The following is a 22001-nucleotide window of genomic DNA, read 5'->3' as shown; positions in this document are numbered from 1 at the left end:
AATGAATACTTGCAAAAAACATATCAATATAGTCTGGTTCAAAAGAGACCTTCGTCTTCATGATAATGAGGCACTTTATAGGGCTTTGCAATATGATATACCAACACTATTACTGTATGTTTTTGAAAAATCGTTGCAAAACGATCCGCATTATAGCGCAAGACATTGGAATTTTATCAAGCAATCAATTGTTTGTCTCAACGAACAATTGAAACCCTATAACACAGAAGTATTAGCGGTTGAAGGTGAGGTGATTCAAGTTGTCAACACAATACTTGAAAATTATAGTATTAAAAGAGTTTTTTCTCATCAAGAGACCGGCATTAGAATTACCTATGAACGCGATAAAGCCTTTAGACGTTTTTGTAAAAACAATCAAATCGATTGGGTGGAGAATATTAACAATGGTATATTTAGAGGGTTGCAAAACCGCAACCATTGGGAAGAACAATGGCAGGAATATATGAATGCACCTTTATTTGAATTTTTACCCAAATCGAATTCTTTTCTGTCTCCCGAACATTTAGAAACCTTAGCCAATTCCTTAGAGAGCGTATCGTTAGAAACTTATCCTGATTCCATATTTCAAAAAGGGGGTACGGTGATGGGCAACAACTATTTGAATACGTTTTTCCAAGAGCGTTATGTAAATTACAACCGTCATATATCCAAACCATTATTGGGTCGCAGGGGCTGTAGTCGCTTGTCTCCTTATTTGTCTTGGGGCAATTTATCGGTTAGAGAAGTGTGGCAAAAGGCGATGTATTTTAAACCAACATGTTCTAATCCAAAAGCATTAGATTCTTTTATCTCCAGATTACATTGGCAAGCCCATTTCATACAAAAATTTGAAATGGAATCGGTCATGGAATTTGAAAGTATCAATAAGGGATATCATGAGTTGAAGAAAAAAATCAATCCTATCTATATTGAAGCATGGAAAAACGGACAAACAGGATTTCCAATGGTAGATGCCGCCATGCGATGTTTGAATACCACTGGATATCTTAATTTCAGAATGCGTGCCTTATTGGTTTCTTTTTTTACACTTAATTTATGGCAACCTTGGCAAGCTGCATCTCGGCATTTATCACAACAATTTTTAGATTTTGAACCCGGAATCCATTTTCCACAGTTGCAAATGCAAGCGGGTGAAACAGGGGTGAATTTATTGCGAATTTATAATCCGGCTAAGAATAGTCTAGAGCATGACCCTGATGGTGCATTTCTGAAACAATGGTTGCCCGAGTTACAAGATTTGCCCTTACCTTTTGTTCACGAGCCATACAAAATGACCGTATTAGATCAAAAGTTTCACCATTTTGAATTAGGGAAAAATTATCCTAAACCGATTGTAAATTTAGAGCGTACCAGAAAATTCGCGAGCGATTATTTATGGAAAATGAAAAAATCGCCACTTGTAGTTGAAGAATCTTCTCGAATTTTGAAACTGCACAGTCTTGTAGAAATGAATCCAACTGAATAAATACTAGGAATACTATGAACCAAAGTGATACATTGAAAGATATTGAAATAGACAGAGTCATAGAAATGGCTTGGGAAGATCGTACCCCATTTGAAGCGATTCACCGTCAATTTGGATTGAACGAGCAAAAAGTGATTCAACTTATGAGAACCCATTTGCGACTCAGTAGTTTCAAACTTTGGCGTAGTAGAGTGCATGGAAGAAACACCAAACACGAAAAGTTACGAGATTTTAAATTGGGCCGATTCAAATGCAGCCTTCAACGACAAATCACGAATAATAAAATTTCTAAACGTTAAGAAATGATGAAAAATATAGTAATAGTAGGCGGTAGTAAAGGAATTGGCAGCGCAATTCTACTGCACGAGTTGGCGTCTAATCGTGTTTTTAATATTAGCAGAACAGCTCCCGATTTGACACATCCAAATTTGACTCATTTTTCGGTGGATATTTTGAAAGACCCCCTTCCGGAAATTGAGCAAGTAGATACCTTGATCTATTGTCCGGGGTCTATCAATCTGAAACCTATTGGTAGTTTGAGTGAACAAGATTTTAGAAACGATTTCGAAATTAACGTCATTGGAGCCGTCAAAGCCATACAGAAATATTTGCCGCTATTAAAAAAAGGTCAATCTCCTTCTGTATTGCTTTTCAGTTCGGTGGCAACTAAACTCGGGATGCCGTTTCATGCCAGTGTAGCCTCGGCCAAGGCAGCCGTTGAGGGCTTGGTTAAATCGTTGGGGGCAGAATTAGCTTCGGTAGTGCGTATCAATGCGATTGCGCCCACCATTACCGATACCACTCTAGCGGGAACAATTTTGAGAAATGATCGAATGAAAGAAAATATGGTGGAACGTCACCCTATGAAAGCCTATTTAAAACCTGAAGAAGTGGCGCAGCTGGCTCATTTTTTAGTTTCGGACGAAGCACAATCCATTTCAGGACAAATTTTTGCTATGGACTATGGAATTGTAAGTTTTAAAATTTAACATTTAAGTGTTTGTATTGTTATGTTAGAAGTGGTTTTATCGATAATATATTTGATTCTGTCGATTTTATTTGAATTATCGTCTTTTTTGTAGTTATTTAAGTAACGTTTTACCTCAAATTCTATTGTTATGAATGTATTATTAACAGGTGCTACGGGTTATGTGGGCAAAAGATTGCTTCCTTTGTTGGTCAATCAAGGGCATAAAGTGATATGCTGTGTGCGAGACAAGGATCGGTTGTATTTGGATCCCGCTCTTGCGCCTCATGTACAGGTCATAGAAGTTGATTTTTTGAAACAAGAAAGTTTGGTGGCTATACCCAATGAGATTGATGCAGCGTATTATTTGATACATTCCATGTCTGGAGCTGATAAAAATTATGATCAACTCGAGCGTGCCTCAGCAATGAATTTTGTGGATCGGATGAATCAAACGCGAATCAAACAAGTGATTTATTTGAGTGGTATTGTAAATGATACCGAGTTGTCAAAACATTTGGCTTCCAGAAAAGCCGTAGAAGAAGTACTTACATCCGGATTGTATGCCATTACCACATTCCGAGCGGGGATAATTGTTGGTTCCGGAAGTGCTTCATTTGATATCATACGCGATTTGGTTACCAAACTTCCAATTATGATTACGCCCAAATGGCTCAATACTCGCTGTCAGCCCATTGCCATTGCCGATGTCTTGACTATTTTGACCAAAAGTTTGCACCTCCCTGAAACCTACGATCAAAGTTTTGATATTGGTGGGCCAGATATACTTACCTACAAAGAAATGCTTTTGGGGTATGCCAAAGCCGCTGGGCTGAAACGCTACATTTATACTGTACCGGTAATGACGCCAAAATTGTCTTCGTATTGGTTGTATTTTGTGACTTCTACTTCATACAAATTAGCAACAGCGCTAGTGAGTAGCATGAAAGTAGAGGTGATTTGCAAAGACAATCGCATCAATGCCATATTGAATTTGCAACCCATGGGGTATGAGGAGGCAGTTGCCAAAGCGTTGATTAAAACCGATAATGATGAAATAGTGTCGAGTTGGAAGGATGCCATGGTAAGCGGTCAATTTTCAGGAAACTTATCAGATTACATGAAAATTCCTAAGAAAAACTGTTTTATTGATCGTAGAAAAAAAGAAATCATCAATCGGAAGTATACGATAGACCGGATTTGGTCAATAGGTGGCGACAACGGTTGGTATTATGGCGATTGGTTGTGGGAAATCCGAGGGTTTTTGGATAAACTCGTGGGTGGGGTAGGACTGCGTCGAGGAAGAACCAACCAACGAAAAATTCATTCAGGCGATGTGTTGGATTTTTGGCGGGTATTGTATGCCAACAAAAAAGAGGGCAAACTCATTTTGTATGCCGAAATGAAAGTACCCGGAGAAGCCTGGCTCGAATTTAAAATTATCAACTCTACTTTATATCAAGCGGCTACCTTTCGTCCTCATGGTTTTTGGGGCAAATTGTATTGGTACTCCGTATTGCCTTTTCACGGTTTTATCTTTGAGGGGATGATTAATAAACTCATTAAAAAGTAAGCTTTTGATGCGGCTGTTTTGAGCCATTCAAAAAATAATATAATACATAAAAAGATCCGTCTGGTAGTGCTGCTAGACGGATTTTTTTATGTGTTGCTATTAACAAGAGGAAACGGTTTGAGTCTCTCTAAAGCTTTTTTTTACTGTTTTATTGTGAAAAAATAATTCAGAATTTTTTTATGTTTTCAATTCGAAAAGGAATATATTTGGTAAGTGAAAAGTTAATAAATTTTTCTAAATATAAGGGTTTTGTTTTATTGATTAAAGTATTCATTATTAGTGTTTAAATATGAAAAAGTTATGTTGTTTAGCATCGTTGTTATTATTGGTTAGTTGTTCAACAAGTGTTTCTACAAAGTTAGTATCAAAAAATTATCAAAAACTTAGCGATGAAAATCAAGTTATAGTATTAGAAAAAACCGATGTTTTACCTGATAAATCAGAATTTATTGGTGATGTCAAAATTGGGGATTCTGGTTTTACTACCGATTGTGGCTTTAATAAAGTATTATCTGATGCAACAACTTCAGCTAGAGATGCTGGAGCAAACATTATTCAAATTATTCAAATCAAAAAACCGAGTGCTCTTGGAAGTACTTGTTTTAGGATGAAAGCTAAAATGTATCGAAACATGGACAACGATGCTTTGGCTAAGATATTGGAAATACGTAAAGCAAAAAACAAATCAAGGCTTCCAGAAAATGCGGATTATGCTCTGATTCATTTTTACAGACCAAGTTCTCCATTTGGATCGCTTTTAGGGTATAAAATTAAGGACAGCAAGGATTCTATTGTGGGAAGATTAAGAAACGGAGAAAAGTTTATTTATAAAACGCAAAAATTCGGTTCTCAAACTTTATATGGTGTTTTAGAAATCAAAGAGCAGGTAACTATCAATATTGAAAAAGGGAAAGAATATTTTGTGAGATGTGCTGTAAAAATGGGGGTTGTAATAGGTCGCCCTGAAATGAATATCATTGAGAACTACATGGGTATGAAAGAATTTGTTGAAATGAAATAAATTTATTTTCTCAGAATTTGTTGGAGGTGTTAATATTAAATTTTATAAATAATTAGGAAAATGAAGTATATAGTAAATGTTGTTATTTTAGCGCTTTGTCTAAGCGGTTATTCTCAGTCTGCAAGTGTGGAAAAATCTATTTTTGGAGTTCAAACTGGGTTTGCGGGTGTGTGGCTACACAATGAGTCTCGTTTAACCAATAGTTTAGCTTTGAGAACCGAAATTGGTTTAGAATATGATGTAGCTCTAGGTGATCATTATGATGGCGCCGGTTTTATATTGCAACCTGTGATCACTTTGGAACCCAGATATTATTACAATTTAGACAAAAGAAGTTCTGAAGGGAAACCAATAGCTAAAAATAGTGGTAATTATCTCTCTCTAAAATCGAGTTATCATCCTGATTGGTTTGTGATTAATTTAGACGAAAAAGTTACTAAAACAGCCGACTTATCTATTATTCCAACTTGGGGAATTAAACGCGCACTAGGAAAACATATAACATATGAAGCAGCGGTTGGATATGGATTTAGAGTGGTGTTTTTAAAACCATACTATTTTAATGGTACGGCTCAAAGTGTGGATGGGGTTGGTCAAAACCGACTACAACATACACCTGATTTTTCACTTCGAATAGGATATACCTTGTAGAGTATAGGTTTTGTTTGTACTGTCAAGTTTTTGAGATAAGTAAGTCTTTATGTTTACATTGATTCTTTAGAATCGCTTAAAATGAAGTTTTTATTCTTTTCCCACTGCCTGCGTAAGCGACCCGCTCGTGCAAAACTTGATCCCTTTCCAAATCATTAGTCGTAGTCATAACAAAGAAAAAGGTAGTAAATGTGAATAATAGTAGGGTATCTGCTATGAAGTTATGTATAATCAAACCTAAATTAAAAACAACAAGTAAAATGTCATACAACTCAATCAAAAAACTATTGACAATAATGCTGACTGTTCTAACAGCAGCAGTTTTCGGACAAAATTTTCAAGGTAAAATCGTTTACCAAAACACCTACGTTAGTAAGCTTCCAAACGTAAGCAGTGAACAATTTACTTCAATGCTGGGTTCAACTCAGACCTACATCATTAAAGATGGGGACTACAAATCAAGTGTTAATGGGACAATGTTCCAATGGCAGCTTTACATCAATAAAGACAATAAACTTTACAATAAATTCTCAAATTCTGAAACTATTTTTTGGAATGATGGAGCATCTAACTCGGATGAGGTTTTAAAAGTAGAAGTAAACAAGGGTGTAACAGAAATTCTTGGTTACCAATGCGATGAAATGGTTCTGACTTGTAAAAGTGGCATACAAAAATATTACTTCAATTCAAATCTTGGGGTAGATGTTTCATTGTTCGCAGGACATCTCTATGGAAACTGGTACGAATACTTAAAAGTTGCAAAATCGTTACCCTTAAAATCAGTGGTGGACAATGCACAATTTACAATGACTAGCCTTGCAACAGAAGTGAAAGTTATGAAGTTGGATAGCAAAGAGTTTCAATTGCCTGCAAATGCCATAACAGCAAAAAGTCCATACTAACGAATTGAAATTTGTATTTGATGTTGTATGCTAGATAGTGCGAGCATCCCGCTTATGTCTATAGCGCCCACAAAAAAATCAATAAATATAGTAACCCCATCTCTAGAATTCAACTCAAAATGAAGTTTTTGTTTTTTCCCACACGAGTCCTATTGGCATTCGCCTTTTTATTTTTTTCTTTTTCGTCCCAAGCGCAATTGCGACCGGGGCGCTATCTTAATGCTGCGTTGGGTATTGGGTATAGCTTTCCTAACTCAGATATCGGTGTTAGTGGTTCTGGGTTTTATGCGCAAGGAGAGTATGTGCACAATATAACTAAGTGGTTCGGAATAAGACCCTATGCAGGTCTTGTATTTACCTCTCCAGATGACAACACCGACCTACAATTTCCAGAAGATTTTCAGGTTACTTCAAAGGCTTTTTTTCTAGGAGGAAAAGCTCGGTTGGCAGTGCCAATTCCTTGGGTGGCACCTTATTTTGAATTGGGTCTAGGGGCTTCTCTGGGTTCCTTCAAAACAATTACACCAGAATTTAATATTAAAAAAAGCGGCGTTTTGATGCATGTGCCTTTAAGTTTTGGTTTGGCTCTAGGGCGTAAACATAATTTTGATATTGCATTTACCTATTATATTCACGATGCTGCTGAGCAATTTAATGGTGCTTTTGCCTTTGGTTATTCTTTCCCGTTGGATTAGCCTAAAGAAAGTAGCTTTTTTCAAGTCTCTTGTTTAATGGGATAGGAGATTAATCTTTATTCAAGTGTTTCTGTATAAATGCCTCCAAGAAAGCCATTTCTCAGCTTTTAGCCCTGATCGCAGCGGCATCCTTTGCTTTTTGGGTTAAAAAGCAAAGATATAGCGGAGAGCAGGACGATGACCACAAAAAAGCCTATTCTTTCCGCTCCCAAATAAGCATAAAAAAATCCGTCTGGTTTTGCAACTGGACGGATTTTGTGTTTTATAACCAATACTATTTCAATATAGTCAAATTGTATTCTTGTCATATCGAGCGCAGTCGAGATGTAACGTGGGTTCTCGACTGCGCTCGAACTGACAAAATGGACTATTTTAAATAAGTTATTGGTATTAACTGCAAGGTATTAGCAAACCGCTTCTTCGGCTAGCACGCTTTCTACTTCGTGTAGCGGCAAGTTCCAAGCTTCTGCAACGCCACGGTATACTACTTTTCCGTTGGCTACGTTCAATCCTAATTTTAATTCTTTGTTTTCTTCGCAGGCTTTTCTCCATCCTTTGTTGGCCAATTGTAATGCGTAAGGCAAAGTCGCATTGGTCAACGCCAAAGTTGAAGTGTAAGGCACCGCACCTGGCATATTAGCCACACAATAGTGAACAATATCATCGATGATGAACGTTGGGTCTTCGTGAGTGGTTGGTTTACAAGTCTCGATACAACCTCCTTGGTCTACGGCTACGTCTACTACTACGGTTCCAGGGCTCATTAATTTTAGCATATCGCGAGTGATTAAGTGAGGCGCTTTGGCTCCTGGAATCAATACACCACCAATTACTAAATCGGCAGTTTTGATCGCTTCGCAAATGTTGTAATGATTTGACATTTGAGTTACTACGTTAGCTGGCATTACATCGGCTAAGTATCTTAAACGTGGTAAGCTTACGTCCATAATGGTTACTTTGGCACCGAATCCAGCGGCCATTCTTGCAGCTTGAGTTCCTACGATTCCACCACCTAAAACTACTACGTTTGCTGGAGGAACTCCTGGTACACCACCCAAAAGGATTCCTTTTCCTTGCATTGGTTTTTCTAAATATTTAGCTCCTTCTTGGATAGACATACGTCCTGCTACTTCCGACATTGGCACCAATAAAGGCAAACTACGATCTGCTTTTTCTACCGTTTCGTATGCCAAACAAACGGCTCCGCGCTCTAACATAGCGTGTGTTAACGGCTCAGAAGAAGCAAAGTGGAAATAGGTGAATAATAATTGGTCTTTTTTAATCAAAGGATATTCAGAAGCGATAGGCTCTTTTACTTTAATAATCATTTCGGCAATATCATAAACCGCTTCGATAGTAGGTAACAATTGTGCTCCTGCTGCTTCGTATGCTTGATCGCTAAATCCAGAATTTACTCCGGCACTAGCTTGCACATATACGGTATGTCCTTGTTTTTTAAATTCGGCTACGCCAGCAGGTGTTAAGGCTACACGGTTTTCATTGTTTTTGATTTCTTTTGGAACTCCGATTATCATATGATTTTGATTTAATTGTGGGTTTGATTTTTATGGTATAAAAGTATCTTAAAAAGAAAATGTTTTTGCATATCAATTTAAAATAGGAAAAAATTATTTTTATTGATTATATTAGCATAAATTTTTTCTTTACGCAAACGTTTTTTTGTTTCCTTAAAGAAAATTTATCTAAAAAAGGGGTCTATCTTAATCCTTCTGGAACTATGAATATTGATGAAACTGACAGAAAAATTTTACGTCTTTTGCAATCCAACGCACATTTGACGTTAAAAGATATTGCCAATCAAATTAACTTGTCTCTTACACCGGTGCATGATCGAGTGAAACGTCTTGAGAAAGAAGGGGTTATAGAGAAGTATGTCACGGTGTTGAATAAAAAGAAGTTAGGCAAAAATCTCACCGTTTATTGCCAAGTGACCTTGGTGAAACAAACTTTTGATATTTCGGAAGCTTTTAATGAAGCGATTCGGAATTTGCCCGAAGTTGTGGAGTGTAATTTTATTTCGGGTAGTTTTGATTATTTACTCAAAGTGGTATTGCCGGATATGGAAAGCTACCATCATTTTCATCAAAAGAAACTTTCGGTTTTGCCTGAAGTGACCTTGATCAATAGTTTTTTTATTATTTCGGAAGTGAAAAGTACCACGGTGTTACCGATTTAAAAATTGTTTGTTGTTTATAGTTTGTTGTTTATAGTTTGTTGTTTGTAGTTTATTGTTTAAGTCTTTGAGAATTTTGCGTAATCTTTGCGAGTCTTGCGGTTAAATGCGCTGCGGGTGCTAAAAGTGCTACTTTCTCAAAATATGATTTTAAAAAAAACCATCAAAAGTTGCCTCTTGATGGTTTGTTGAATTATAATTAACGTTGGTATTTGTCTATTAATAATACGTATAACGTCTAACTTTCGAAATGTATTTGGCCAATCGAATTACTTGCTGGCTGTAGCCGTACTCGTTGTCGTACCAAATATAAAGCACGATGTTTTTTCCGTCTTTAGAAACTATAGTAGCATTGCTATCATAAATTGATGGAGCAGTTGTTCCTACAATATCTGATGAAACCAATTCGTTGTTTAAGGAGTATTTGATTTGTTCTACCAATTCGCCTTCTAAAGCGTATTTTTTCATGATATTGTTGATGCCTTCAACAGAAGTTGCGGTGTTGACTTCCAGATTCAAAACCACTAAGGAACCATTTGGAACAGGAACTCGAATGGCGTTTGAAGTTAGTTTTCCTTCTAATGACGGTAAAGCTTTGGCTACTGCGCTACCAGCACCTGTTTCGGTAATAACCATGTTTAAGGCTGCGGCTCTACCACGACGGTATTTTTTGTGCATGTTGTCTACCAAATTCTGATCGTTGGTATAGGCATGAATAGTTTCTAAATGTCCTTTTACGACTCCCAAAGTATCTTCAATCGCTTTGAGAATTGGAGTAATGGCATTGGTAGTACATGATGCGGCCGAAAAAATGGACACTTCGTCTGGGTTGTAATCGTTATGATTTACTCCGTGTACAATATTAGGGACCCCTTTGCCTGGAGCCGTTAGCAAGACTTTATCGGTTCCTTTTGAAGTTAAGTGTCTTTTTAGTGCATCTTCAGTAGTAAAAGCGCCGGTATTGTCAATAACTAATGCTTGATTAATGCCATATTTTGTATAGTCAATATCTTCAGGGGCATTGGCAGTTATAATATGTACCGTGGTGCCGTTAATAATTAAGGCGTTGTTTTTTATATCGGCTACAACCGATCCGTTAAAATCGCCGTGTATAGAATCGTAACGAAGTAACGAGGCTCTTTTTTCTAAACTTATCGCGTCATTTTTGTCTCGAGTAACAATGGCTCGCAAACGCATTTGATTGCCTTTCCCTGTTTTGGACATCAACTCTCTGGCTAGCAAACGTCCAATTCTTCCAAAACCATAAAGCACAACATCTTTGGGTTGGATTTCTTCGGTAAACTTTGCTTCTTTCAATTGATGGATAACAAAATGACGTGCGTCAGGATATTGGTCTTGAAGTAATCCATATTCGTAAGTCAATTTTCCAATATCAATTTTTGCGGGAGGTAAATCTAAAGAAAGAATGATACTGGCAATGTTTGCTGAATCGGAAATGGAAATCGGTTTGCCTACAAATTCTCCAGCATAATCGTGTAAGTTGATAATTTCACTCACGTTACGGTCAATGAGATGATTTCTAAACAAGACCAGTTCGATGGATTTGTCGTACCACAAATCGCTTATGGTTTTAATGAGTTCTACTCCGGAGCGTCTTTTCTTGGTTTGAATTTTGACTTCTTTTTCGTAAATTTTAGTTGTGTTCATTTTGGTTGTTAGTAAATAAAAGTTGTGTTTTTTAAATATTGTGCAAAAGTATTTTATTTCAATCGATTTCGTAAAATAAATTTGTTCTTTTTTAGTTAAAAATGTATTATTATGGTTTTTTTAAAAAAAAGCGACAAATTGAATTTTATGTTTAGTCGTTGAAGCAGAATGGTGATGATTTTAAAAAAATAAACCCTTTCAAAGCGAATTACTTTGAAAGGGTTGTATAAAACTAAAATTAAGATTGGTTCAAATGAGTGCTAGCGGTGGTAAGTGCTAGTTACATTAGATAATGATTCTAAAAATTTCTCCATTTTTATTGATCATTTCTATACGAATACTTTGTTGTTCTTCTTTGTTTTTCATGATTCTAGAAACGGTTTCCACATTTGTGGCCTTGAGATTATCAATGCTAAGGATAATGCTACCTTGCAATTCTTCAGCATAAGGCAAGTAGCGTTCGTTGGTAATGGCTTTGATTTTTACACCGGAATCAATTTTGAATTTCTTTTTGTCGGCAGCATCAATGTTCTCTACTTCGATACCTCTGAATTCGGAACTAAAATATTCGTTTTTGCTCAAAGTTACGGCTACGGTTTTGTTTTTGCCATCGCGAATATAATTTACCTGTACTTTGTCATTGGGGCGTTTGGTATTGATATAGCCAGATAAATCAGCAAAAGTGGCGATGTTTTGATTGTCAATTTTGACAATTATATCTCCTTTTTGTAAACCAGCTTTTTCTGCGCCCGAATTTTTGGTTACTTTGTTGATGTAAAATCCTTCGGTTTCGTTTACACCCAATTGTTTAGAGGCTTTACTGTTCAATTCGCCTCCTTCAACGCCTAGAATCCCTCGTTGCACATTTCCGAATTCCATCAGGTCTTCAATGATTTTTCGGGCATTGTTAGAAGGCACTGCAAATGAATATCCAGTATAGCTTCCTGTTGGAGAAGAAATCATGGTGTTAATACCGATTAACTCACCTCGAGTATTAACCAAGGCTCCACCACTGTTTCCGGGATTAACTGCAGCATCCGTTTGAATAAAAGATTGAATCCCACGGGCATCTAGATTTCTAGCTTTAGCCGAAACAATTCCAGCGGTAACCGTTGAGTTTAAATTGTAGGGATTACCAACTGCCAAAACCCATTCGCCAATTTTTACCGAATCAGAATTGGCAAATACCGTGTAGGGCAATTTTTCATCGGCATTGATTTTTAACAAAGCGATGTCCATTTTGGAATCGGTACCAATTAGTTTTGCAGGATATGTTTTTTTGTTATTAAGGGTAATTTCGAGTTCGGTTGCGTCTTTAATTACGTGGTTATTGGTCACGATATACCCGTCTTCGGAAATGATAACTCCAGAACCCGTTCCCACTTGTTCTTGTTGTTGTCCTCCGCCATAACCATAAAAATACTCTAATATAGGATTGCTCACCATTTTTCTAGATACATTTTTTACGTGCACTACTGTATGTACGGTTTTTTCGGCTGCTTCGGTAAAATCTACCGCTTCGGCAGCTAATCCTACATTTTTAGAATAATTTTCAGGGGCTACGCTTACAATGCTTTTGGAGCGTGAAGCGAAAATTCCATTTTCGTCAAATAATAGTTTGTAGGCCCCTAAGGTAGTTGCACCACTTAGTAATGAAACCAAGAATAAAGATGAATATTTTCTCATAATACAATTTAGTTTTATTAGTTATTTAGTTACAAAAATACAGGATAATCCATTTTGTAAAAAGAGTTTAACTCACTTTAACATTGTTTAACTTTTCATTTAAAATCGTACTTTTGTAGCCTAAAAATAAAGAAAATGACAATTGATTTTTATAAATATCAAGGCACGGGAAATGATTTTGTGATGATAGATAATCGAAGCTTGTTTTTTCCAAAAGAAGATGTGGCATTAATTGAAAAGTTGTGCGATCGTCGCTTTGGAATTGGAGCCGACGGTTTAATCTTGTTAGAGAATGATTCCGAACACGATTTTAAAATGGTTTACTATAATGCAGATGGCAACGAAAGTTCGATGTGTGGTAACGGAGGTCGATGCTTAGTAGCTTTTGCAAAACAATTGAATGTCATTGATCAAGTGACAACATTTATCGCTACCGATGGTGTACATCATGCTACTGTTGCGGCTGATGGAATTGTTTCGCTTCAAATGATTGATGTTCATGAAATAAAAATTACACCTGACTATGTGTTTCTTAATACAGGTTCTCCTCATCATGTGCAACTGGTAGAAGATTTGAAAAATTACCCCGTTAAAGAAAAAGGGGCAGCTTTGCGTTATAGCGAATTGTACGGAAAGGCCGGTAGTAATATCAATTTTGTTCAACCTATTGACGAAACCACCTTTGCTGTTCGTACATATGAGCGTGGGGTAGAGGACGAAACTTTGGCTTGCGGCACTGGAGTTACTGCTGTTGCCATTGCTATGCATGCTACAGGAAAGACCAAGGCAACAGCTTTAACGTTGCCAGTGGAAGGTGGTGTATTGGAGGTGGCATTTGATGTTTTCGATCAAAAGTATTCCAATGTTTTTTTGAAGGGGCCTGCTCAATTGGTGTTTCATGGGCAAATTGAAATTTAATTTCATTAGTTTATGAATACCTTACACGGAAAAAACATTTATCTGAGAGCATTAGAGCCCAATGATTTGGAATTTGTCTATGTGATGGAAAACGACCAAAGTATTTGGGAAGTGAGCAATACACAAACGCCCTACAGTCGTTTTTTAATTAGACAATATTTAGAAAACGCGCATCAAGATATTTATGAAGCCAAACAATTGCGATTGGCCATTTGTCAGCAGCAGGATTTTCCGGCCCTAGGTTTGATAGATTTGTTCGAGTTTGATCCCAAAAATCATAAAGCTGGAGTGGGAATTGTTATTCAATCTGTAGACCAAAGAAATCAGTTAATTGGTTCTGAGGCGCTTGAGCTTATAATTCGTTATGCATTTTATGATCTTAATTTGCACCAACTTTACGCAAATATTGGTGTAGATAATTCAGCAAGTATAGCACTTTTTACTAAATTTGGCTTCGAAAAAATTGGCGTCAAAAAAGATTGGTTGCTGGTCAATGGTGTTTATAAAGACGAAGCTATTTTTCAATTGATTAATCACAAATTTTAATTTTTTTATTTTGAATCTTAAGAAAATCATTGCAACAGGAGTAGCTACAGTGGCGGCATTAGTTGTAGCCTATTTTAGTTACCAACTCTTTAGTGCTAATACCAAATTTAGCGAAGAGAAAGTCTATGTTTATGTACCTACAGGAGCAAACTATGACGATGTTTTAAAATTGTTGACACCCAATGTTGCCAATTTGGATCGTTTCAAAACCATTGCATCCAAAACAAGTTATCCTGAAAACGTAAAGCCTGGACGTTTTTTATTAAAAAAAGGGATGAATACCTATCAATTAATAAAGGCTATGCGCCAAAATGACCCGGTGCGCTTGTCGTTTAACAATCAAGAGCGTTTGGAAAATTTTGCAGGTAGAGTAGCTTCGCAAATTGAACCGGATAGCTTGACACTTTTAGCTACTTTTAAAGATTCTTTATTCCTTAAACTAAATGGTTTTACTGAAAAAAATGTTTTTGTTATGTTTATTCCTAATACTTATGAGGTATATTGGAATATTTCTGCACAAGATTTCCGCAAAAAAATGATCAAAGAATACCATGCTTTTTGGAATGATCAAAGAGTAAAGCAAGCGGCAAAACAAGGATTGACTCCAATTACCGCTACGATCTTGGCTTCTATCGTGCATAAAGAATCTGTAAAAAAAGACGAAAGACCACGTATCGCAGGAGTGTATTTGAACCGAATGAAACAACAAATGCCCTTGCAAGCAGACCCGACTGTGATTTTTGCACTCAAAGAAAAAAGCAACGATTTCAATCAAGTGATAAAACGCGTTTTATACAACGATTTGTTTTTGAATTCACCTTACAATACCTATAAAAATATTGGATTGCCTCCAGGACCTATTGCTATGCCAGATATCACGGCCATCGAAGCTGTTTTATCACCAGAGCAGCATCAATACATTTACTTTTGTGCGAGTGTAGATCGATTTGGGTACCATGAGTTTGCAGAGACTTTAGCCGCACATAATGTAAATGCTAAAAAATATTCTGATTGGATTAACAGTCAAGGGGTAAACCGATAAAATGGGGATACACCATTTATTACGAATTATATTTTTATTTTGGAGCGCTTGTAACCTTTGGTCGCAGGAAGCTCCAAAATCGTTTTTTACCCCTTCTGATTCCCTTGATGTTTCAAGGCGTAATAAGGTTGTGTTTGCAAAGGCTGCTCTTGGAGGTGCTACTTTGGTGGGACTTCATCAACTTTGGTATGCCGATTACCCACAGTCCAATTTTCATTTCATAAATGATTCTAATGAATGGTTGCAAATGGACAAAATGGGACATTTGTATTCATCGTATCAAATAGGGAGAATGGGGGCCGAAGTGTTGCATTGGAGCGGAGTTTCCAAAAAAGACCAATTGATTTATGGTGCAACCTTAGGATTTGCATTTCTTTCGGTTGTTGAAGTGATGGATGGTTTTTCGAAACAATGGGGTGCTTCACCAGGAGATATTTTGGCCAATGGTTTGGGAACAGCTTTGTTTGTTTCTCAAGAATTACTTTGGCAAGAACAACGCATTGTGCCCAAATTTTCTTTTCATCCCACTTCTTATGCGAAATGGAATGGCCATCAGCTAGGGAGTAGTTTTGCCGAACAATTATTGAAAGATTATAATGGTCAAACGTATTGGATGTCCATCAATCTTGCCTCGTTTTATCAATCTAAAATCCTTCCAAAATGGTTGAATGTTGCGTTGGGGTATGGTGCCGATGGAATGATTCGACCCTATACAGGTCTTACAGATAGCAATTTCGACCCAATTTTTGCAAGACAACGACAGTTTTATCTTTCTTTTGATATAGATTTAACGAAAATACCTACTAAAAATTCTACGATAAAGACCCTTTTTTCGCTATTTAACACCCTAAAATTTCCCGCACCTACGCTCTCATACAGCACCAAATCAGGCTTTAAAGCGTATTATGTTTATTTTTGATTTTTTTTAACGTGCTGATATTCAGTTAATTTATTTAAAGGGGGTAAATTTGCACATAGAAATTTCACTAAGTGACAGTTGGTGAAGAAAATCAATTTATGAGGAGGAAATGGTATTTTTTTGCAAGCCTTATTGGGATAGTTACCTTTATGAGCTTAAGTTTTAAGAACGATAAAAAGAGCCTAAGTCCAAAGGTTTCTTTGGTAGTTGAAGACACAATGCAAACCGCATTTGCTTTGAATGAGACGTCTGAATCAGACATTCCCTTTACTAATAATTTATTTGTTGCTTTTAAGGAAGCCGTTGCCCATAAAGAATCAAGAGGTAGATATAAAACCGTTAATTCGCTTGGGTATTTAGGGAAATATCAATTTGGTGTGGAAACACTTCGTGAAGTTGGTGTGCACAGTCCAAAGAAATTTTTAAACAATCCGGAATTACAAGAAAAAGCTTTTATAGCCCTATTGTCTAAAAACAAACATTTATTAAAATCTGTTATCGAAAAACATGAAGGAAGTATAATAGATGGGATTTTAGTAACAGAATCAGGTATTTTGGCTGCGGCACATTTAGCTGGAGCAGGTTCGGTTAAGAAATTTTTTAAATACAATGGGAAAAGGTATTTCCGTGATGCCTTTGGTACTTCGCTTAGAAGTTATCTTAAAGCATTTGGAGGTTATGATACTTCGGTTATTGTAGCAAAAAGTAATGCAACTGTGCATTCTAATTAGATTAGTTAATTATGTAAAAAAGCCATGATCGTTCATGGCTTTTTTTTTATTTTAAATGTGTAGGTTGGATTTATTCTCCAATTAAAATTTCTAAAATACTAATAGCTGCTTCGCTAATTTTGGTTCCAGGGCCAAAAATGGCAACCGCTCCTGCGTCAAATAGAAATTGATAATCCTGAACAGGAATCACACCTCCAACAATTACCATGATGTCTTCTCGGCCATGTTTTTTCAATTCTTCAATGACTTTGGGGACAAGTGTTTTATGTCCAGCGGCCAAAGAGGAAACGCCTAAAACATGTACGTCGTTTTCGACAGCTTGTTTGGCTGCTTCTTCTGGTGTTTGAAACAATGGACCTATATCCACATCAAATCCAACATCGGCATAACCTGTAGCTACAACTTTTGCGCCTCTGTCATGACCGTCTTGTCCCATTTTGGCAATCATGATTCGAGGTCTTCTGCCTTCTTGTTTGGCAAATGTGTTGGCCAAAGCTTTGGCTTTTTCAAAGGAGGCATCGTTTTTTATTTCTTTACTATACACACCGCTAAAAGATTTAATTTGGGCTTTATGTCTTCCGTATATTTTTTCTAAGGCATCGCTAATTTCGCCTAAAGTTGCTCTTGCTCTTGCTGCATTTACAGCCAATTCGAGTAAATTACCTTTCTTAGTTTCGGCACATTCGGTTAATAAGGCAAGGGCTTGCTGAACGGCAATATTATTTCTTTTGTTTTTAATCTCTTTTAAGCGTTCAATTTGTTGTAGTCTCACCATTTGGTTGTCAACATCTAGAATTTGTAATGGATCTTCTTTTTCGAGACGGAATTGATTCACTCCTATGATTCGATCTTGTCCACTATCTATACGTGCTTGTTTTCTAGCAGCTGCTTCTTCAATTCTTAATTTGGGAATACCTGCTTCAATGGCTTTGGTCATTCCGCCTAATGCTTCAACTTCTTGAATGAGTTGCCATGCTTTTTCGGCTATTTCGTTGGTAAGGTATTCTACATAATAACTACCTCCCCAAGGGTCTACTGTCTTGGTGATAAGCGTTTCTTCTTGTAAATAGATTTGTGTGTTTCTTGCGATACGTGCAGAAAAATCAGTTGGCAGGGCAATGGCTTCATCCAAGGCGTTGGTATGTAACGATTGTGTTCCTCCAAAAGCAGCGGCTGCAGCTTCTATGGTAGTTCTAGCTACATTGTTAAAGGGATCTTGCTCGGTTAAACTCCATCCAGAGGTTTGACAATGAGTTCGTAAGGCTAATGATTTTTCATCTTGTGGATTAAACTGTTTTAATAATTTGGCCCACAACATTCTGCCTGCTCTCATTTTAGCAATTTCCATAAAATGATTCATTCCAATGGCCCAAAAGAAAGACAATCTAGGTGCAAAATCATCAATAGACATACCGGTGGCTAAACCGGTTCGAATGTATTCTAAACCATCGGCCAAGGTATAGGCAAGTTCAATATCGGCAGTTGCTCCAGCTTCTTGCATGTGGTAACCTGAAATTGAAATGGAGTTGAATTTAGGCATTTTCTTGCTGGTGTATTCAAAAATATCAGCAATTATTTTCATCGAAGGAGTAGGGGGGTAAATGTAGGTGTTTCGAACCATAAATTCCTTCAAGATGTCATTCTGAATGGTACCAGAGAGCTGTTCAGGACGCACACCTTGTTCCTCAGCAGCCACAATGTAAAACGCCATAATTGGCAAAACGGCGCCATTCATGGTCATGGAAACCGACATTTCGTCTAACGGAATTTGCTGGAACAACACTTTCATGTCTTCTACGGTATCTATGGCTACACCTGCTTTTCCTACATCGCCAACTACTCTTTCATGATCTGAATCGTAACCACGGTGTGTAGGCAAATCAAAGGCAATAGATAGTCCTTTTTGCCCAGCCGCCAGATTTCGTCTGTAAAAAGCATTGCTTTCTTCGGCGGTTGAAAAACCAGCATACTGACGGATTGTCCAAGGTCTGCGCACGTACATTGTGGCATATGGCCCGCGAAGATTAGGCGAAAAACCCGCTCCAAAGTCCAAATGGCTTAGGTTTTTCAAGTGTTGTTTTGTAAAAAATTCGGGAATCTCTATGCCTTCAGCCGCAATGAAAGAAGGACCGATGGAATTTGGATCTTCTTTTTCCGAAGGAGTTATTTGTAACTGTTGGATATCTTTTCTTTTCATGGCGAAAAAGTTATAAGCATTGCTGTTTAAATGAATTGTTATTGCTCTAAATTGAGACGCTCTTGTTCGGATTTTTCCGCTAAACGTTTTTCAATGATGGGAGTAATAAGTGTTTTTCTGGGTTTAATTTTTACAAAGGGGTAGAGTTGTAAATCATTCTTCATTTGATCGTTTTTGTTAGGGTACTTGTTGGTGCCCACCAATACATTTTTACCAGTGTCAAATGTTTCTTGAGCCTTATCAGCACTTTCATGTATCTTTTTTTGAATAATTCCCTCTTGAAGTAACTTTAAAAAACCTCCATTTTTTTCGATCTCTTTAAACAATTGCAAGGCTTTTTCTGCCAGTTGTTGTGTGATGCTTTCTATGTAATAACTTCCATCAGCCGGATTGTTGACTTTGTCAAAATAAGCTTCTTCTTTCAAAATCAACAATTGATTTCGCGCAATACGATCACCAAATTCATTGTCTTTGTGAAATAAGACATCGTATGGTAAATTCGCAATGGTGTCGGCTCCACCCAAAATCGCACTCATGCATTCTGTAGTGGTTCGAAGCATGTTTACGTTGTAATCATAAATTGTTTTGTTTCTTTTGGAAGGAGTGGCCAAAAGATGAAAGTCTATTTTTGAACCATATTCTTGTTGTAATGTGTCAAAAAGTATCCTGAGTGCTCTGAATTTTGCAATTTCAAAAAAATAATTGCTACCAATTGCCATGTTAAAGACTACGCTGTTTTTTAAACTAGTTACATGGTGGTAATACTCGTTGAAATGAGCTATAACATACGCTAATTCTTGTACAATAGTTGCACCAGCATTTTGATACAGACTGCCATCGATACTTAAAATAGACAGGGCTTCTGTGGAGTGAAAGATCTTTTCTAATGTTTCAAAATTGTTTTTTTCAGAAGTATTGAGCCAATTTCCGTCTTTGGCTAAGTGACCTATTGGGTCAATTTTACAATAAATGCGGGCTTGGTTTATTTTGGCAATAGCCTCAATTCTTTTAACGAAATCGATTGATAAAAATTGAAAATGAAAATAGACGACGATGTTTTGTAAAGGAAGGGAGTTGAGCAATTTTTCCACATCTAAGGTCTCGTTTTCAATAGTAAAACAAAGGCTAGTTGCCCCTCGATTCAAAGCGTCTTGAGCTCGAGTGATAGATTTGTTCAAGTCGTGGACAAAAATATTTTGACAAATCGAAAATCCAGAGGTTGGTTTGTGGGTTTGTAGCGGATTACTACTGTCTTCTGAATTGTAAAAGGGTTTGATTTGAATGTCTTCGGCTGTATTCCAAATCACGGTTTGGTTGTAATCGGCACCTTTGAGTTCATATTGAATTTTTTGTTTCCACTGTTTGGCTGAAACAGGAAGGAAATCTTCAAACAAGTTTTGGGCCATAATGTATTTGGTTTAAGGTAATGGGTCAGTTAGGCTATCGTTTTCGAATTCTATAATATAAATATCTTCATTTTCTTTTTTCATAAAATATTTTTCACGAGCGTATTTTTCAATTTGTTCAGAATTTTTTAATTGTTGAATGCTCTGTTGGTCTTTTTTAATTTCCTCTTGATAGTATTTTTTATTTTCTTCTAGTTTCTCAATTTCTTTATCCAACTCCTGATGGTCAAAAAACGAATAATTGTCTAAAAAGGTCATCCAAATGACAAAAAACACACTGATCCAAATGTATTTATTGCTCAGTAACTGAAACCATTTTTTTTCTTTATAGGGATTTGTCATAGGTTTTTATACAAGGAATTAAAGGATTCTTTGATTGATTACAGCCCGAACCACATCAATAGCAACGGTGTTGAATTTGTCATTCGGAATTATGATATCGGCATACGCTTTGGTAGGTTCAATAAATTGTTCATGCATGGGTTTAAGAGTGTGTTGGTACCTACTTAAAACTTCTTCCATGTCACGACCTCTTTCGGTAATATCTCTTCGTACTCTTCGAATCAAACGTTCGTCAGAGTCGGCATGAACAAATATTTTGATGTCAAATAAATCTCTCAATTCTGGGTTGGTGAAAATTAAAATTCCTTCCACAATCATTACTTTTCGTGGATGGGTAATTACTGTATCATCCGTTCGATTGTGTTTTACAAAAGAGTAAACCGGTTGGTGGATGATTTCTCCTTTTTTTAATGCATTGAGATGGGTTACTAGCAATTCGAAGTCTATCGCTCTAGGATGATCAAAATTGATATTAGCGCGCTCTTCGTAGCTCATGTTTTTGTTTTCACGATAGTATGAATCTTGAGAAATAATGCCAACTTCGGCATCAGGTAACTGATTCATAATTTGATGAACAACCGTTGTTTTTCCACATCCCGTTCCTCCAGCAATTCCAATAATGAGCATGATATTTTTGTTTTGAATCTTTGATACAAAAATAAGAATTTAAAGAGATACGAATTTCTTTTTAGAGACTATTTTTTAAGGATTGTTCTACTATCTATTTTGGTGTGTTTAGGCTTTTTTTGTGATGATTACGAGAAGGTCAATTTTTGCCTTTTAGCCCCTGGTGGAGTGGTATTCTTTGTTATAGAGTACCGAAGTTTGTAGTGAAACTAAAGTGGAGTATGTGACTTTTATTTCAAAAAAGCACTTTTTGACAGGTTTTTTATAGGTAAATACAAACAAACCTGTTAAGATGGACAACAGGTTTGATGTTATTTTATTTTTGATTGGTTTCAGCGGCTTGCCATCCTTCAATAAAACTTTTTTTTGTGCCTTCCCAATCGTAAATAATTTCAAGTGTCATCCATGTTAGCATGCCGAATATAAAAAC

General features: G+C 36.7%; 22 protein-coding genes. 14 read left to right on the top strand and 8 right to left on the bottom strand.

Translation table 11 applies throughout. The annotated features are described in order from the left end of the window. Position 1 precedes the first annotated feature (1 nt). The 8 genes from ACZIX2_RS07000 to ACZIX2_RS06965 all read left to right on the top strand — a co-directional run bounded on the left by ACZIX2_RS07000 (position 2) and on the right by ACZIX2_RS06965 (position 7295). A complete protein-coding gene (locus ACZIX2_RS07000; protein WP_463339377.1) occupies positions 2-1486 on the top strand; it encodes an FAD-binding domain-containing protein in 1485 nt (494 codons plus the stop codon). Positions 1487-1500: 14 nt separating this feature from the next. Beyond that, the gene (locus ACZIX2_RS06995; RefSeq protein ID WP_463339376.1) at positions 1501-1785 is read left to right on the top strand and encodes a TIGR03643 family protein; all 285 of its coding nucleotides are present in this window, start codon (positions 1501-1503) and stop codon (positions 1783-1785) included. Positions 1786-1791: 6 nt separating this feature from the next. Beyond that, complete coding sequence (locus ACZIX2_RS06990; RefSeq protein WP_463339518.1) at positions 1792-2475, top strand: SDR family NAD(P)-dependent oxidoreductase; 684 nt, start codon at positions 1792-1794, stop codon at positions 2473-2475. A gap of 129 nt (positions 2476-2604) precedes the next feature. Continuing rightward, entirely contained in the window at positions 2605-4026 is a 1422-nt protein-coding gene (locus ACZIX2_RS06985) for an SDR family oxidoreductase (protein ID WP_463339375.1), read from the top strand. 289 nt (positions 4027-4315) lie between these two features. Further along, the gene (locus ACZIX2_RS06980; RefSeq protein WP_463339374.1) at positions 4316-5047 is read left to right on the top strand and encodes a hypothetical protein; all 732 of its coding nucleotides are present in this window, start codon (positions 4316-4318) and stop codon (positions 5045-5047) included. Between the two features lie 60 nt (positions 5048-5107). Beyond that, positions 5108-5698 carry a hypothetical protein gene (locus tag ACZIX2_RS06975; RefSeq protein WP_463339373.1) on the top strand — a complete coding sequence of 197 codons (591 nt, stop codon included), beginning with the start codon at positions 5108-5110 and terminating at the stop codon, positions 5696-5698. Between the two features lie 260 nt (positions 5699-5958). Then, positions 5959-6600 (top strand): hypothetical protein, encoded by a 642-nt coding sequence (locus ACZIX2_RS06970; protein WP_463339372.1) that lies wholly within the window; start codon positions 5959-5961, stop codon positions 6598-6600. A 119-nt stretch (positions 6601-6719) separates the two neighbouring features. Next, positions 6720-7295, top strand: a complete 576-nt coding sequence (locus tag ACZIX2_RS06965) for a hypothetical protein (RefSeq protein ID WP_463339371.1) — start codon at positions 6720-6722, stop codon at positions 7293-7295. Between the two features lie 107 nt (positions 7296-7402). Here ACZIX2_RS06965 and ACZIX2_RS06960 read toward each other — a convergent pair whose 3' ends face one another. Beyond that, positions 7403-7603 carry a hypothetical protein gene (locus ACZIX2_RS06960; RefSeq protein WP_463339370.1) on the bottom strand — a complete coding sequence of 67 codons (201 nt, stop codon included), beginning with the start codon at positions 7601-7603 and terminating at the stop codon, positions 7403-7405. A 96-nt stretch (positions 7604-7699) separates the two neighbouring features. Further along, complete coding sequence (gene ald / locus ACZIX2_RS06955; RefSeq protein WP_463339369.1) at positions 7700-8830, bottom strand: alanine dehydrogenase; 1131 nt, start codon at positions 8828-8830, stop codon at positions 7700-7702. 203 nt (positions 8831-9033) lie between these two features. On the opposite strand from ald, the gene ACZIX2_RS06950 reads away from it, so the two are divergent. Beyond that, positions 9034-9492 carry an Lrp/AsnC family transcriptional regulator gene (locus ACZIX2_RS06950; RefSeq protein WP_463339368.1) on the top strand — a complete coding sequence of 153 codons (459 nt, stop codon included), beginning with the start codon at positions 9034-9036 and terminating at the stop codon, positions 9490-9492. A gap of 216 nt (positions 9493-9708) precedes the next feature. Here the strand turns inward: ACZIX2_RS06950 and ACZIX2_RS06945 are convergent, their stop codons facing one another. Together ACZIX2_RS06945 and ACZIX2_RS06940 are read right to left on the bottom strand one after the other, a co-directional pair. After that, on the bottom strand, positions 9709-11157 hold the full coding sequence (locus ACZIX2_RS06945; RefSeq protein ID WP_463339367.1) for a glyceraldehyde-3-phosphate dehydrogenase: 1449 nt from the start codon (positions 11155-11157) through the stop codon (positions 9709-9711). A 285-nt stretch (positions 11158-11442) separates the two neighbouring features. Next, entirely contained in the window at positions 11443-12843 is a 1401-nt protein-coding gene (locus tag ACZIX2_RS06940; RefSeq protein WP_463339366.1) for a S1C family serine protease, read from the bottom strand. 135 nt (positions 12844-12978) lie between these two features. Between ACZIX2_RS06940 and dapF the strand changes: the two genes are divergently transcribed. The 5 genes from dapF (at position 12979) to ACZIX2_RS06915 (ending at position 16999) form a co-directional block, all read left to right on the top strand. After that, on the top strand, positions 12979-13761 hold the full coding sequence (dapF, locus tag ACZIX2_RS06935) for a diaminopimelate epimerase (RefSeq protein WP_463339365.1): 783 nt from the start codon (positions 12979-12981) through the stop codon (positions 13759-13761). Positions 13762-13773: 12 nt separating this feature from the next. Beyond that, positions 13774-14307, top strand: a complete 534-nt coding sequence (locus ACZIX2_RS06930) for a GNAT family N-acetyltransferase (RefSeq protein WP_463339364.1) — start codon at positions 13774-13776, stop codon at positions 14305-14307. 10 nt (positions 14308-14317) lie between these two features. Then, complete coding sequence (mltG, locus tag ACZIX2_RS06925; protein ID WP_463339363.1) at positions 14318-15349, top strand: endolytic transglycosylase MltG; 1032 nt, start codon at positions 14318-14320, stop codon at positions 15347-15349. Position 15350: 1 nt separating this feature from the next. Then, positions 15351-16268, top strand: a complete 918-nt coding sequence (locus tag ACZIX2_RS06920) for a DUF2279 domain-containing protein (protein WP_463339362.1) — start codon at positions 15351-15353, stop codon at positions 16266-16268. A gap of 71 nt (positions 16269-16339) precedes the next feature. Then, positions 16340-16999, top strand: coding sequence for a peptidoglycan-binding protein LysM (locus tag ACZIX2_RS06915; protein ID WP_463339361.1), 660 nt, complete (start codon positions 16340-16342; stop codon positions 16997-16999). Positions 17000-17069: 70 nt separating this feature from the next. On the opposite strand, the gene scpA is transcribed toward ACZIX2_RS06915, so the two are convergent. The 4 genes from scpA to udk are packed head-to-tail and all read right to left on the bottom strand — an operon-like array spanning position 17070 to position 21571. After that, entirely contained in the window at positions 17070-19196 is a 2127-nt protein-coding gene (gene scpA / locus ACZIX2_RS06910; protein WP_463339360.1) for a methylmalonyl-CoA mutase, read from the bottom strand. Between the two features lie 38 nt (positions 19197-19234). Beyond that, on the bottom strand, positions 19235-20602 hold the full coding sequence (locus tag ACZIX2_RS06905; protein WP_463339359.1) for a methylmalonyl-CoA mutase subunit beta: 1368 nt from the start codon (positions 20600-20602) through the stop codon (positions 19235-19237). A 12-nt stretch (positions 20603-20614) separates the two neighbouring features. After that, the gene (locus tag ACZIX2_RS06900; RefSeq protein WP_463339358.1) at positions 20615-20944 is read right to left on the bottom strand and encodes an FtsB family cell division protein; all 330 of its coding nucleotides are present in this window, start codon (positions 20942-20944) and stop codon (positions 20615-20617) included. 18 nt (positions 20945-20962) lie between these two features. Next, entirely contained in the window at positions 20963-21571 is a 609-nt protein-coding gene (udk, locus tag ACZIX2_RS06895) for a uridine kinase (RefSeq protein ID WP_463339357.1), read from the bottom strand. Positions 21572-22001 lie beyond the last annotated feature (430 nt).

This window comes from Flavobacterium riviphilum (genome assembly GCF_055231795.1).
This window is presented reverse-complemented; position numbering and strand designations above follow the sequence as displayed.